The sequence below is a fragment of the Streptococcus downii genome, from assembly GCF_004353325.1.
GTDB classification, from domain to species: Bacteria; Bacillota; Bacilli; order Lactobacillales; family Streptococcaceae; genus Streptococcus; species Streptococcus downii.
Genome location: NZ_MZNX01000009.1, coordinates 25,552 through 40,108, shown reverse-complemented (window position 1 = coordinate 40,108; position 14,557 = coordinate 25,552). Strand labels below are relative to the sequence as shown.

14 protein-coding genes and 1 riboswitch are annotated in these 14,557 nt (G+C 43.1%); of the genes, 3 read left to right on the top strand and 11 right to left on the bottom strand.

Annotated features, from left to right (window positions below; translation table 11 throughout):
* Positions 1-27 precede the first annotated feature (27 nt).
* The 7 genes from fabG to E2R31_RS06350 all read right to left on the bottom strand — a co-directional run bounded on the left by fabG (position 28) and on the right by E2R31_RS06350 (position 5,376).
* Positions 28-759 (bottom strand): 3-oxoacyl-[acyl-carrier-protein] reductase, encoded by a 732-nt coding sequence (fabG, locus tag E2R31_RS06380; protein WP_132973518.1) that lies wholly within the window; start codon positions 757-759, stop codon positions 28-30.
* Positions 760-804: 45 nt separating this feature from the next.
* Complete coding sequence (fabD, locus tag E2R31_RS06375; RefSeq protein WP_132973516.1) at positions 805-1,725, bottom strand: ACP S-malonyltransferase; 921 nt, start codon at positions 1,723-1,725, stop codon at positions 805-807.
* Positions 1,718-2,692 (bottom strand): enoyl-[acyl-carrier-protein] reductase FabK, encoded by a 975-nt coding sequence (fabK, locus tag E2R31_RS06370; protein WP_132973514.1) that lies wholly within the window; start codon positions 2,690-2,692, stop codon positions 1,718-1,720. The genes fabD and fabK overlap by 8 nt, the downstream gene beginning before the upstream one ends.
* Before the next feature lie 117 nt (positions 2,693-2,809).
* The gene (locus E2R31_RS06365; RefSeq protein WP_000257840.1) at positions 2,810-3,034 is read right to left on the bottom strand and encodes an acyl carrier protein; all 225 of its coding nucleotides are present in this window, start codon (positions 3,032-3,034) and stop codon (positions 2,810-2,812) included.
* A 57-nt stretch (positions 3,035-3,091) separates the two neighbouring features.
* Positions 3,092-4,066: a beta-ketoacyl-ACP synthase III gene (locus E2R31_RS06360; protein ID WP_132973512.1), complete on the bottom strand. Its 975-nt coding sequence runs from the start codon at positions 4,064-4,066 to the stop codon at positions 3,092-3,094.
* Positions 4,066-4,500 carry a fatty acid biosynthesis transcriptional regulator FabT gene (gene fabT / locus E2R31_RS06355; RefSeq protein WP_000386342.1) on the bottom strand — a complete coding sequence of 145 codons (435 nt, stop codon included), beginning with the start codon at positions 4,498-4,500 and terminating at the stop codon, positions 4,066-4,068. Before fabT ends, E2R31_RS06360 begins: the two co-directional genes overlap by 1 nt.
* 90 nt (positions 4,501-4,590) lie before the next feature.
* On the bottom strand, positions 4,591-5,376 hold the full coding sequence (locus tag E2R31_RS06350) for an enoyl-CoA hydratase (protein ID WP_093586704.1): 786 nt from the start codon (positions 5,374-5,376) through the stop codon (positions 4,591-4,593).
* Positions 5,377-5,578: 202 nt separating this feature from the next.
* On the opposite strand from E2R31_RS06350, the gene E2R31_RS06345 reads away from it, so the two are divergent.
* The 3 genes from E2R31_RS06345 to serS all read left to right on the top strand — a co-directional run bounded on the left by E2R31_RS06345 (position 5,579) and on the right by serS (position 8,805).
* Complete coding sequence (locus tag E2R31_RS06345) at positions 5,579-6,943, top strand: aspartate kinase (protein WP_000869649.1); 1,365 nt, start codon at positions 5,579-5,581, stop codon at positions 6,941-6,943.
* A gap of 2 nt (positions 6,944-6,945) precedes the next feature.
* Complete coding sequence (locus E2R31_RS06340) at positions 6,946-7,317, top strand: DUF956 family protein (protein ID WP_132973510.1); 372 nt, start codon at positions 6,946-6,948, stop codon at positions 7,315-7,317.
* Positions 7,318-7,530: 213 nt separating this feature from the next.
* Positions 7,531-8,805: a serine--tRNA ligase gene (gene serS / locus E2R31_RS06335; RefSeq protein WP_132973508.1), complete on the top strand. Its 1,275-nt coding sequence runs from the start codon at positions 7,531-7,533 to the stop codon at positions 8,803-8,805.
* Positions 8,806-8,830: 25 nt separating this feature from the next.
* On the opposite strand, the gene E2R31_RS06330 is transcribed toward serS, so the two are convergent.
* From E2R31_RS06330 to E2R31_RS06315, 4 genes are all read right to left on the bottom strand, one after another.
* Positions 8,831-9,730 carry a TDT family transporter gene (locus E2R31_RS06330; RefSeq protein WP_132973506.1) on the bottom strand — a complete coding sequence of 300 codons (900 nt, stop codon included), beginning with the start codon at positions 9,728-9,730 and terminating at the stop codon, positions 8,831-8,833.
* Positions 9,731-9,840: 110 nt separating this feature from the next.
* A complete protein-coding gene (locus E2R31_RS06325; protein WP_033680925.1) occupies positions 9,841-10,389 on the bottom strand; it encodes a carboxymuconolactone decarboxylase family protein in 549 nt (182 codons plus the stop codon).
* Between the two features lie 130 nt (positions 10,390-10,519).
* Positions 10,520-11,842: an alanine/glycine:cation symporter family protein gene (locus tag E2R31_RS06320; RefSeq protein ID WP_000891446.1), complete on the bottom strand. Its 1,323-nt coding sequence runs from the start codon at positions 11,840-11,842 to the stop codon at positions 10,520-10,522.
* An 88-nt stretch (positions 11,843-11,930) separates the two neighbouring features.
* Positions 11,931-12,019, bottom strand: a riboswitch (glycine riboswitch).
* A gap of 167 nt (positions 12,020-12,186) precedes the next feature.
* Entirely contained in the window at positions 12,187-14,523 is a 2,337-nt protein-coding gene (locus E2R31_RS06315) for an endonuclease MutS2 (RefSeq protein WP_132973504.1), read from the bottom strand.
* Between the last annotated feature and the right edge of the window lie 34 nt (positions 14,524-14,557).

Genomic DNA, 14,557 nt, shown 5'->3' with positions numbered 1-14,557 from the left:
TGTCTTACCTATATCTTTCCTTATTTTTTACATGCTAAGTCCGCCATCAACGGCGAGAACTTGTCCAGTCAAATAATCCTGTCCAGCCAGGAACACTGTAGCATCTGCGATATGTTCTGCTTGACCAAAATGTTTCATTGGGATTTGTGCCAATGTCGCTTCCTTGACCTTATCAGATAAAATAGCGGTCATATCTGACTCTATCATTCCTGGTGCAAGAGCATTTACGCGCACATTGCGATTGGCAACTTCACGTGCAACTGACTTGGTAAAACCAATCAAACCCGCTTTAGAAGCTGCATAGTTGGCTTGTCCGATATTTCCCATCAGACCGACCACACTGGACATATTGATGATCGCACCTTCACGTGCCTTGATCATCTGTTTCAAGACTGCTTGCGTCATGTTAAAGGCACCTGTCAAGTTGATCTTAATCACTTTTTCAAAGTCTTCCTCGGTCATCTTGAGCATAAGCGTATCCTGGGTAATGCCAGCATTGTTTACCAAGACATCGACGGAACCGAGTTCTGCAATCGCTTGATCTACCATACGCTTGGCATCTGCAAAGTCTGAAACATCACCTGAGATCGGTACTACTTTGACGCCGTAGTTTGAAAACTCAGCCAGCAATTCTTCTGAGATTGCTCCTCGACTATTCAAAACAACATTAGCGCCTAGTTGGGCAAATTTGTGAGCAATGGCAAGTCCGATACCACGACTTGAACCTGTTACAAAGACATTTTTGTTTGTAAGTTGCATTCTATCTCTCCTGTTTCCTGTTGTATTTTGTGGGAGAAGGGGTCATTAGTTTCCTAACAAAGCATCCAAGCTTGCTTGGTCTTCAACATTAGCTAGCTTAGCTGATTTATCAATCTTTTTGACAAAGCCTGATAGGACCTTACCAGGACCAATTTCAATAAAGTTGGTTACCCCAGCATCCTGCATCACTGCAATACTTTCATAAAAACGAACAGGTTCTTTCACCTGACGCGTCAAGAGCTCTTGGATTCGATCTTTTTCCATAACAGCAGCTTCCGTATTGCCGACTAGTGGGCAAGTAAAATCAGAGAAACTCACTCCCTCAAGAGCAACAGCTAGTTGCTGACTGGCTGGCTCAAGAAGAGCTGTATGGAAAGGACCAGATACATTTAAAGGAATCAATCGTTTTGCTCCTGCTTCCTGCAAGAGTTCAACTGCGCGGTCAACCGCAGCCACCTCACCACCGATAACGATTTGGCTTGGGGTGTTGTAGTTGGCTGGAGTCACTACTCCAACTTTAGAGGCTGTTTCACAAACTTCCTCGATCACTTCTACTGGAGTATTTAGGACGGCAACCATCTTTCCAGAACCTGCAGGTGCAGCCTCTTCCATATAAGCACCACGCTTAGCAACCAAGGTAACTGCCTCTTCAAAGTCCAAGGCACCACTTGCTACAAGAGCAGAATATTCCCCAAGAGACAATCCTGCTACCATATCCGGCTGATAACCCTTTTCTTTCAATAGTCGGTAAATAGCAACCGAAGTCGCTAAAATAGCTGGTTGCGTATAGCGAGTCTGGTTTAACTTGACTTCTTCCTTATCAATCAAATCACGAAGGTCATAACCCAAAACCTGACTGGCTTGGTCAATTGTTTCCTTGACGATAGGATAGCGATCATAGAGATCACGCCCCATTCCTAGATGCTGAGCACCTTGACCTGCAAATAGAAAGGCTGTTTTAGTCATTTCTTACAACTCCTGCCCAACGAGCGGCTTCTTCTTGAATTTTTTTGGCTGCGCCATAGTATAGATCTTTTAGGATTTCTTCGACAGTTTCCTCTTTAGAAACCAAACCAGCGATCTGACCTGCCATGACAGATCCACCTTCTACATCTCCATGAACAACGGCTTTAGCAAGAGCACCAGCTCCCATTTGTTCAAAGATTTCTAAATCTGGATTTTCTTGTTTAAAGGCATCTTTTTCAGCCTGTTCAAAGTCACGTGTCAACTGGTTTTTAATGGCACGAACAGCATGTCCAAAGTGTTGAGCTGAAATAGTCGTATCGATATCACGCGCTTTTAAGATTTTTTCCTTGTAGTTTGGATGGGCGTTAGATTCCTTAGCTACTACGAAACGCGTACCAACTTGAACGGCCTCAGCACCAAGCATAAAGCCTGCAGCGACACCTTCACCGTCCGCAATTCCTCCAGCTGCGATAACTGGAATTGAAACTGCTGCAGCAACTTGGCGTACCAAGGTCATAGTTGTTAGTTTCCCAATATGTCCACCGGCTTCCATTCCTTCTGCAATAACTGCATCTGCACCAATTTTTTCCATACGTTTTGCCAAAGCAACACTTGGAACAACAGGAATAACTGTAATTCCTGCATCATGGAAACGGTTCATGTATTTACTTGGATTTCCTGCACCAGTTGTAACCACCTTGACCCCTTCTTCTATGACGAGATCAACAATGTCTTCTACAAAAGGGGACAAGAGCATGATGTTGACACCAAAAGGTTTGTCCGTAAGTGATTTGATTTTATCGATATTAGCCTTTACGACCTCTTTAGGTGCATTCCCACCACCGATGATCCCTAGACCACCAGCTTTTGATACCGCACCAGCTAAGTCACCATCTGCAACCCAGGCCATTCCTCCTTGAAAAATAGGATAATCAATGTTCAATAATTCTGTAATACGTGTTTTCATAGTGCCTCCATCATTCCTTGCTTACGTAATAGTTCGATGAGTTTATCATTTGAGTTTCAAACTATTACCTAAACAAGAGGGAGCGGGTTTCCCCTACTCCTTCTAGTAATATGTTAATTATTTTGTTTGTTCTTCAACGTAGGCAACTAAGTCACCAACTGTTTTCAAGTTATCTTCTGCTTCGATTTGGATATCGAAAGCATCTTCGATTTCAGAGATTACTTGGAACAAGTCCAATGAATCTGCATCCAAATCATCAAAAGTAGATTCAAGTGTTACTTCTGATGCGTCTTTCCCAAGTTCTTCAACGATAATTTCTTGTACTTTTTCAAATACTGCCATGATAGGACTCCTTTAAAATATAAAAAATTTATAACTATGTGTTTACCACATGATTACCTAGATTGTGAGAATGAGTGTGCCCCATGTCAAACCTCCGCCGAAGCCTGATAGGAGAATAGTCTGGCTACCATCTAAACGAATCTTGCCATTCTCCACACACTCTGAGAGCAAAATCGGGATGCTTGCAGCACTGGTATTTCCATACTCCATCATATTGGCAGGAAGCTTGTCTCGGTCTAAACCGATTTTCTTAGCCATCTTATCCAAAATGCGGATATTTGCCTGATGAAGCAAGAGATAATCCAATTCCGATGCTGCGATTGGACTATTTTCAATAGTCTCTTTGATCGATCTAGCAACATCACGATTTGCAAAATCAAAAACTGCTCGTCCATCCATCTTCAAAAAAGCAGGAACTGCTTCTTGATCTGAGAAAGGAGAAGCCAAAGCCGTTTGACCATAGGTCAAACACTCGCTCCGAGAGCCATCTGTATAGAGACTTTCCACGAGGAAGTGCCGTGTTTCGCTCGTTTCCAAGAGAACGCCACCAGCACCATCTCCAAAGAGAACGGCTGTCGAACGATCAGACCAATCAACTGCCTTGGATAAGGTTTCAGCCCCGATAACAATCCCTTTTTTGAACTGTCCAGAACTTAAAAACTTTTCTGCAGTTGAGAGAGCGAATACAAAGCCACTGCAAGCTGCTGTCAGATCAAAGGCGAAAGCTCTATGCGCTCTGATATTCGCCTGAACTCGAGCTGCTGTGGAAGGCATCATCGAGTCTGGGGTAATCGTCGCTACAATGATAAAATCAATCTGATCCGCTGTTAAGCTCCCTTTATCTAGCAAGCTCTTCGCAACTTCTGTCGCCAAGTCACTTGTAGATTCCGTTTTTGAAATATGTCTCTGTTTAATTCCTGTCCGACTTGAAATCCACTCATCGCTTGTATCCATGATTTGAGCCAAGTCCTGATTAGTGACCACTTGCTCTGGAACATAATGAGCAACCTGGCTTATTTTTGCAAAAGCCATTATTTCAAATCCTCCAAAAATTGATAAAGATTAGTCAAGCCCCTGCCCATCACTTCTATTTCTTCAGAACTCATACCATCGATAATTTTTTCGACCATGGCCTTGTGGAAACGTTTATGAAGGCGGTGAACCAAACGACCTTTCTTTGTCAAATGCAGATAGACCACACGACGATCCTGATCAGAACGAATGCGCTCAACATAACCTTTTCTTTCGAGATTATTCAAGCTGGTCGTAACAGTTCCAAGAGTGACCATCAGTTCTTTAGAAACCTTACTTGGTGTCGCCTCTGGGAACTTGCCAATCACATCAATCGTGTGCATTTCTTTGATGGAGATGTCTTTGAAACGACTACCTCGTAAGCTAACCTCCTCAATCACAAGGACATTATTAAAAATAGATGTTAAATACTCATTCACTTGTTGGTAGTCCAAAGTATTCCCTCCTTCTCAAAAAAACTTTTGTATTCAAAACATTTGACAAAAAAAGTATATCAAACTTCAAAGAATTGCGCAAGTATTTTTTTATTTTCCTGAAAATTTTGGTCGTCTTCTTTCAGAATGAGCTCGAACTCCTTCTTTAAAATCTTCAGTTAAAGACAAAGATTCTTGCAGTTTCAATTCCAGTTCAGCATAATTCTGCCAATCCTTAAATTGGCTTTCCCAAACCAACTTTTTAATGGCTGCGTATGAGTTTGCTGAGCCTCGTCTTAATTTCTTCAGAACTTGTTCTCTTGTCTTTTCTAGCTTATCTGCCTCGCAAACACGGTATACCACGCCCCATTCCAGTGCTTTTTCCGCAGTCAAAGCTTCTCCTGTCATGGCAAGTTGCGCAGCCCGTGTTACTCCGATACTACGACTCAAGAGATGGATCCCACCAGCGTCTGGCGCCAATCCCACTCCAACAAAGGCTTGGATAAATTTTGCCTTATCAGTCGCCAAACAAAAATCGACTGCTACTGCCATATTGGCTGCAGCACCAGCAACTGCTCCATCTACCTCCATCAAAACAGGTTTAGGGATCTGCTTAATTTTATAGGAGATTGTATTGACTAATTCTGCAATCTTATTCAAAGAAGGAATGTCATCCTCATCCACTGCACGCTTCATCTCAACCAAATCTCCCCCAACTGAAAAGACCTTCCCATTCGCGTTAATCAAGATAAACTGAACAGCTTGATCCTGTTCTGCTAAGGTTAAAGCTTCTAAAATCTCCTCACACATTGGGATATGGAAACCATTTGCCACTTCGGGACGATTCAAAGTAATGATAGCAAGATCATCTAGGATCTGATATAAGATATGATTCATAGCTTCTCCTTTTATAAGGTGATAAAATTATTTCATTGTCAAAGTATACCTTTTTTTAGATAAAGAGGCAAGAGAAAACCAATCGAAAGTGTCTCGGCTGATCAAAACGCTCACTTTATCCTAAAGACTATACTATTTTCTTCATTGAAAAAAGGCCCTCTTTCTGCTATAATCGTATAAAATACTTACTTGAGGAGTCCCTATGAAGGTTGTAAAATTTGGCGGAAGCTCTCTTGCCTCTGCTAGTCAGTTAGAAAAAGTTTTAAACATCGTTAAAAGCGATAAAGAGCGCCGTTTTGTGGTCGTTTCTGCACCGGGTAAACGCAATTCTGAGGATACCAAGGTTACAGATGCCTTGATCAAATACTATCGTGATTATGTAGCAGGAAATGATATCAGCAAGAGCCAAAACTGGATCATCGATCGCTATGCGGCTATGGTGAGCGAACTAGGCTTAAAACCATCAGTTCTAGAAAAAATTTCTAAAAGCATCCGTGCCTTAGCGACTCTTCCTATTGAGGAAAATGACTTTCTCTATGACACCTTCCTAGCAGCTGGAGAAAACAACAATGCCAAACTTATCGCAGCTTACTTTAACCAAAACGGCATCGATGCGCGCTATGTTCACCCTAGAGAAGCGGGAATTATCGTAACAAGCGAACCTGGGAATGCTCGCATCATTCCCTCTAGTTATGACAAGATTGAAGGCTTGGCTGACAGCAACGAAGTCCTTGTTATTCCTGGTTTCTTTGGGGTCACTAAAGAAAATCAAATCTGTACCTTCTCCCGTGGTGGATCCGACATAACTGGTTCCATCATCGCTGCCGGTGTTAAGGCTGATCTCTATGAAAACTTTACGGACGTAGACGGTATCTTTGCTGCCCATCCAGGTATCATTCACCAGCCTCATTCTATCCCTGAATTGACCTACCGTGAAATGCGTGAGTTGGCTTATGCTGGATTTTCAGTTCTTCATGATGAAGCTCTTCTACCCGCTTACCGTGGGAAAATTCCTCTCGTTATCAAAAACACCAATAACCCTGACCATCCGGGTACTCGTATCGTTCTAAAGCATAGCAGTGATAAATTCCCAGTCGTTGGAATCGCTGGTGATTCTGGCTTTGTCAGCATCAACATGTCGAAATACCTCATGAACCGTGAAGTTGGATTTGGACGCAAGGTTCTGCAAATTCTCGAAGATCTTAACATCGGATGGGAACACATGCCAACAGGTATCGACGATCTTTCGATCATTCTCCGCTCCCGTGAGTTGACTCCTATCAAAGAAGAAGAAATTCTACGTCAGCTCGTTCAAAAGGCTGAAGTGGACCATGCCGAAATCGAACATGACCTTTCAATCATTATGATTGTCGGAGAAAAGATGAAGAGTCATATCGGGGTAACTGCTACTGCAACACGTGCTTTGTCTGAGAATAAAATCAACATCCAGATGATGTCCCAAGGTTCAAGTGAAGTTTCCATCATGTTTGTTGTCAATAAAGATCAAGAAAAAGCAGCTATCAAGGCTCTCTACCATGCCTTTTTCGATGAAAGTAAGGAAGACTGATCATGGCCCAATCTCTCAATAAAGTCATTGACCTCCAAACCACTGGAACATCTTACCTCTCTATCTCTGGAAAGGTTGGAAAATTTCTAGTCGGGAATCAAGCCTTAGAGTTTTATCCTGATGTCAACGTCGAACAATATATCCAAATTCCCTGGTCCAACATTCAGCAAATCGGAGCCAACGTAACTGGTCGCAAAATCAGTCGCCACTTTGAAGTCTTCACTGATCAAGGAAAATTCCTCTTTGCTTCCAAAGACTCTGGAGCTATTCTCAAAATCGCTCGAGAAAAACTTGGTAATGACAAAGTTGTGAAACTTCCTACTTTACTCCAGACCATTGGACAAAAATTTAAAAATCTATTTGCAAAAAAGTAGAAACTTTAGTATAATCATAGCAACGGATAAGTAGGTTATCCTCTTCTTTCAGAAAGTCTGCGGGTGCTGCGAGCAGATAGGAGGGATAGGTGAAATTCTACCGTTATTCACAATTAAATACAGAATCAAGTGCACACCTGTGAAGTTGGATGGAACCGTGGCCCTGCCACTCCAACGCTTTGTTAGGTGTGCTTTTTTCATAAAGGAGTTCTTATGTTAGATATCAAACGTATTCGTACAGACTTTGATGCTGTCGCTGAAAAATTGGCTACACGTGGTGTAGATGCTGCAGTCTTGAACGAGATGAAAGAAATCGACGCTAAACGTCGTGACATCTTGGTCAAAGTTGAAAATCTCAAGGCAGAACGTAACACAGTTTCTGCAGAGATTGCTCAAGCCAAGCGTAATAAGGAAAATGCTGATGACAAGATTGCTGCTATGCAAGCTCTCTCTGCTGAAGTAAAATCTCTCGATGCTGAATTGGCAGAAATCGATGCTAAATTGACAGAATTTACCACTACTCTTCCAAACATCCCAGCTGACAGCGTTCCTGTTGGAGCTGATGAGGATGACAACGTCGAAGTTCGCCGTTGGGGAACTCCACGCGAGTTTGACTTTGAGCCAAAAGCTCACTGGGATCTTGGGGAAGACCTTGGTATCCTTGACTGGGAACGTGGTGGAAAAGTGACGGGGGCTCGTTTCCTCTTCTATAAAGGACTTGGGGCTCGTTTGGAACGTGCTATCTACAACTTCATGTTGGACGAGCATGGCAAAGAAGGTTATACCGAAGTCATCACTCCCTACATGGTCAACCATGATTCTATGTTTGGTACTGGTCAATATCCAAAATTCAAGGAAGACACTTTTGAATTGAAAGACACTAATTATGTCCTCATTCCTACAGCTGAAGTGCCTCTTACAAACTACTACCGTGATGAAATCCTTGATGGAAAAGACCTACCAATTTACTTCACTGCTATGAGCCCATCATTCCGTTCTGAAGCAGGTTCAGCAGGCCGTGACACACGTGGCTTGATTCGTTTGCACCAATTCCACAAGGTTGAAATGGTCAAATTTGCCAAACCAGAAGAATCTTATGAAGAATTAGAAAAAATGACAGCCAACGCTGAAAATATTCTTCAAAAGCTTAATCTTCCATACCGTGTGGTCGCGCTCTCTACTGGAGATATGGGCTTCTCAGCTGCCAAGACTTACGATTTGGAAGTTTGGATTCCAGCCCAAAATACCTACCGTGAAATCTCAAGCTGTTCAAATACAGAAGATTTCCAAGCTCGTCGTGCTCAAATCCGTTACCGTGATGAAGCCGATGGCAAAGTGAAACTCCTTCACACCTTGAACGGTTCTGGACTTGCAGTTGGACGTACAGTGGCTGCTATTCTTGAAAACTACCAAAACGCAGATGGTTCTGTGACCATCCCTGAAGTTCTTCGTCCATATATGGGTGGAGCTGAAGTTATCAAACCATAAAAAATAAGGCCTAGCTAGAAGATAGCTAGACCTTTTTTCGTAACCAAATTAGATAACCACTCAAGACAAAGAGTAAAATACTTAAGCAAAGGAGGGTTTCAGCCAATATCAAATAATCCAGAAAAGGAAGTTTCAAAATTCCCTGAGCCATTTTAAGCGATGTAGCTGTGATGATGGTTGGGAAGGTTAAGGCTGAGAAAGCTGGTTGAAAGCCTTGTTTTAAAATATTGGGCAGGCGAGTTAAAACAAAGAAAAAGAAAGATTGAGACGCTAGGATCATGACGATCAAGAGCCATGTTGGCAAGCTTGCCCCTCCAACTCGAACTAGTGAGGCCAAGAGTAGGGAAAAGGGAGCACAGTAGATTCCTTCTTGTCCAAGCAAGGCCATTGGGAGTGGATGTTTCTTTAAATCCCTATAAATAAGCGGATAGAGATAGAAGGTCAAGACAAAACCAAAAATCAAGGTTGCATAGGCAATTTCAACGATGCCTACCAGAGGATAGGTCAAGGCAGCTACTGCTATCCCCACATAGAGCACCGTCCAGCTAGGAGTCGCATTGACTCTCTTGCCTGGACAGGCAAATTTAATGGTAAAGTAAGTGATTAAAGCGAGGTCCAAGAGAAAGGAAAACCACCAGAGCCCTTGTGATATCAAAGGAAGATGAGGAAACAAACGAAAGACATAAGTCGATAAAATCATCCCAGCCATGGGAAAAGTAGCCATTCCAGATAAAAGAGGGGGCTTGGTCAATTCTTGCTTGGTTTCTTCCCAATTAAAAAGATGAAGAATCAGAAAGAAAATACACAAAATTAAACCAGTCAGACTCAATAAATGCGACAGAACAGGCCAAGTATCCGCAATCAAGTTTCCTGCACCTGCCAAACCTAACAAACAACCAGAAAATACCAAGGGGAGTTTTTTCATGGCAACCTCCGTTAATCATATTATTATCAGTATAGCATAAAAGCCTTTAAAATAGCACAGAAAAATGAAGACTGGGTAGATCAGCCTTCATTTTTTATTTAGGATTCGAACTAGGCATAGGGTTGTAATTCTGGGTTAATAGGCGTATTGGCTAGGTTGTTAGCATAGTTGCAAAGGCTGGCTAAGCTGACACCGAGAACCACATCCAAGGCATTTTGTTGCGTGTAGCCAGCTTCCAAAAATTCAGTCAAGGCTTCATCTCCCACACGCCCTTTGGTATTGATGACCGCCAAGGTAAACTTAGCTAGAGTATCTAGTTTTGGATCTGTCTCAATTGGAGTACGGTTGCGGAGGGCTTGAAGAAGATCATCATTCATCTGGATTTGTTTGATTGAAAAGGCTGTGTGACCTGCGACGCAGAAAGCACAACCATTGGTTACGGCAGCTGTGATTTGCACTACTTCGCGTTCCACTGGTGTCAGGCTATTGCGACGGTTGATGGCTCCGACAGTTCGGTAGGCTTCAAGCGCGGTAGGAGCATTAGCCAAGAGACCGATTAGGTTGGGAATATAGCCATTGTTGTCTTTTTGTACTGTTTCAAGAACTTCTTTCACTTCTGCTGGTGCTGATTCTACTGTGTGGATGGTAAATGTTGTCATAAGAAACCTCTTTTCATTTTATTGTCATTTAGTCTATCATAGAATTTTCCACTTGGATAATATATATTTTCAATCGCCTTGATAAGAAATATCTATGAAATGAAAAAATCACACTAAAAGTGTGATTGGGTTAGTGTTTAAAATACTTTTTAGTCTCAGCAATGACGACTGGCGACAAGACTAAGAGGGCAATCAAGTTTGGTAAAGCCATCAGGGCATTGACGATGTCTGCGATAATCCAAACCATATCCAACTCGATAAATCCTCCCAACAAGACCATGAGTACAAAGACTACACGGTAAAGCCAGATAAAACGAACACCGAAGAGAAACTCGAAACAACGCTCTCCGTAATAGTTCCAACCGAGGATTGTCGTAAAGGCAAAGAGCACAAGGAAAATAGTCAAAAGAGCAGGACCAAAGTGTGAAAAAACTGTTGAAAAGGCTGACTGGGTCAAGGCAACACCATTTAAATCTCCGCTCCAAACACCAGTTACTAAGATTGTTAGACCTGTCAGAGTACAGATAATCAAAGTATCAATAAAGGTTCCTGTCATGGAAATCAAGCCTTGCTCTACAGGCTCATTAGTCTTAGCTGCAGCCGCTGCAATGGGAGCTGAACCAAGACCAGATTCGTTAGAAAAGACGCCACGCGCCACACCATTTTGGATAGCCATCCGAATGCTGGCACCTGCAAAACCACCCACCGCAGCAGCTGGACTAAAGGCTGAAGTAAAAATGAGGGCAAGTGTGGCCGGGATTTTCTCGATATTAAAGAGAATAACTGTAAGAGTTCCTAAAATATAGACAATAGCCATAAAAGGAACCACTGCTGTCGAAACTTTTGATATGGATTTGAGGCCACCAAAGACGGCAATCCCTACAAAAATGGATAAAATCAGAGCTGTGATAGCTGGATCAACTTGAGCCGTATTTTGAATGGATTCTGTAATCGAATTGACTTGGGTAAAGGTACCAATCCCTAGAAGGGCTACCAATACACCCGCTAGGGCAAAGAAGATTGCAAGGGGACGCCACTTTTCTCCCATTCCTAAAAGAATGTAGTGCATGGGCCCTCCAGCTACAGCCCCATTTGCATCTTTAGTGCGATACTTGATAGCCAGCAAACCTTCAGCATACTTGGTCGCCATCCCAAAGAAGGCCGCCATCCACATCCAAAAGAGGGCCCCTGGTCCTCCAACCTTAATGGCTGTCGCGACTCCGATGATATTTCCCGTACCAACGGTGGCAGCTAGAGCTGTACAAAGAGCTGCAAAGCTCGACACATCGCCATGTCCCTTGTCCTTGGTAAAAATCAACTGAAAGGCCTTAGGGAGACGAGCCACCTGCAAAAGGCCTAGTCGGATGGTCAAATAGATACCTGTCCCGACCAATAAGATTAAGAGGGGAGGTCCCCAAACGAAAGCATCAAGCGCTTTTAGCAATTCTAACATATCCTACTCCTATCTTTCAACCCCAAAAGAAAGAGCACATGCAAGATACATGTACTCTGGAATGCCTAGATAAATGCAAAAAACGCTCTATCTTAGCTCTGTCCTTTTACCTGAGAGTTTGAGCAGTTACCTGCCTTGCCCCTTCGGTGCCTTTACGGTCTCTCCAGAGTTCCGTCCATTTACAGTCATGGAAAACAAACCTTTCTCCACTTCTATTAAACTTCATTCGGTGTTGGTATTTAATTTTTTATTATTTTACAAGAAAAGTTAGTTTTTGTCAATATTTTCTATGAAAATTTTTAACATTTCACTTCTTTTTTCAGAAAGGGCGAATCCTTCTTTCTCTACCCTTTAAAAGTCACAATGGTGGCACCACTGCCTCCAGCATTCTGTGGGGCATAGCCAAAACTCTTGACATGCTTGTTTCTTTGTAGGTATTTGGTGACACCCTCGCGGATGACTCCTGTACCGATACCATGGATAATGTCTACCTGCGCCATGTTATTAAGCAAGGCTTGATCGATAAAGGCGTCCAGCTCATTCATGGCTTCTTCGTACCGTTTGCCTCGGAGATCCAGTCTGGCTTGCGGACCACGACCAGAAGCTCGTTTGACAACATTGACTTGTTTTTTCTTGACTGGGGCTTCTTGTTGGTTCTGAACAAGGTCAAATTCTTTCTCTTCCAAGGTCATCTTGATCAAACCAACTTGGGCTTCCCAGCGACCGTCCTTAAGCTGATTGGTCAAGGTTCCACGTTGTCCATAACTGAGGACCACAATATCATCCCCCACCTTTGGAGTCCGTTTTTTCTTGGCCTTTTGAAGGACCTTGTTTTTGGACAAGTCGACTTTTTCAGGGGCCAGTTTTTTCAGCTCAGCCTTGGCTTCAATGATTTCGTGGGGTTTAAGCTGAGACTTACTGTGAAGATTTTTCAGGATCTGGTCACTCTCACTTAGCGCTAGTTCCACAATCTCAGCAGCCTGTTCACGCGCCTTGTTGAGCTCAGTTTCCTTTTCACGATTGAGCTCGTTGTAGAGTTTTTTAAGAGCACGGTTCATCTTGAGATTTTCTTGCTCCACCTCACGAATATTGTCCAAGCGTTTACGGCTTTCAAGCGTTTGCTCTTCCAATTGTTCAATGATGCGGTTGACATCATTATCCTGATCAACCTGCTGGCTGGCATCTCCCACGATGACATCTGACAAGCCCAGACGCTTGGCAATTTCAAAGGCATTACTTCGGCCAGGAACTCCCTGCATAAAGCGATAAGTCGGACGCAAACTAGCTGTATCAAACTCCATGCTGGCATTTTGCACAAAGGCTGTTTCAATACCATAAGCCTTAAGCTCTGGATAGTGGGTCGTCGCCATGGTCTTGACCTGACGTAAGCGAAGATCCTCCAGAATAGCCATGGCAAGAGCTGCTCCTTCCTTCGGATCGGTACCTGCCCCAAGCTCATCTAGCAATAAGAGCGAGTGTTGGTTGACCTTGCCAAGAATATCTACGATATTGGTCATGTGGCTGGAGAAGGTAGACAAGCTTTGTTCGATAGACTGCTCATCCCCAATATCCGCGAAGATTTCCTCGAAAATACCGACACGGCTTCCTTTATCAGCTAAAATGGGCAAGCCTGACTGGGCCATGAGTTGAGTCAAGCCAAGGGTTTTGAGCATGATGGTCTTCCCACCTGTATTGGGACCTGTAATGACAATGGCCGTTAATTCCTTGCCAAAGTGTACATCGTTTGCAACAGCATTTTTGACCAAAGGATGGCGAACATGAAGGAGTTGAATCTCTTGATTCTCTGAAAGTTGAGGAACAACTGCTTGCATTTCTTGAATGAAACGCACTTTGGCACGAATCAAGTCTAAATGGCCGATAATCCAAGCGTCATTAGCAATCTCTGCAGCATGAGGGCGGACCCGTTCTGATAGTTCCTGCAGGATGCGAATCATCTCATAGCGTTCGTCAGCTCGCAAACTAGCGATTTCTTCGCTCAGTTTGACGACCTCCCGTGGCTCGATATAAACCGTATTACCACTAGCAGAGATATCATGGACAACACCTGCAATCTTATTACGATAGGTGTTCTTGACAGGTAAAACCTGACGGCCATTTCTGCTAGCAATGATTCCTTCGGTCAACATCTGCGCATTTTGTTTAAGTAAGTCTTGCAAGACATCTCGAACTTGACTCTCGCTATCATGGATTTTCCGACGGATGCGTGCTAGCTCTTCACTGGCGAAATTTTCTATAAATCCTACATCATTTAGAGATTGAAGACTCCCTTGCAAGTGTGGAAAATCATGTAGTTTTTCAAACCATCTCGCCAATTGTTCCAAGCGAACATTTTCGAGATTGGCATAAAAACCTTGCAACTCTCTGCTAGCAAGCAAAACCCGTTTGAGGAGCAGGAACTCCTCGATATTGAGGTCCGCCCCCATCTCCAGACGCTTACAAATCGCTGATATCTCACGTGTCGCTAGGATGGTAAAGTGAGGTTGCTCCACAAAAAGCGCCTGCATTTCCTCCATCTCTGTAAAGGCTTGTTTGATCTTATCCGCCTTGGCAGTTGGAGCCAAACCTTTTAGCTCCTCTAGTCCTTGTTCTGTCAGGAGATGAGGTTCAAACAAGGCCTTGATTTTATTAAATTCTAAGGTTTCTAGTATTTTTGTATTCATATTTTTTCCTTGTGTATTTGTTTACAAGATTATA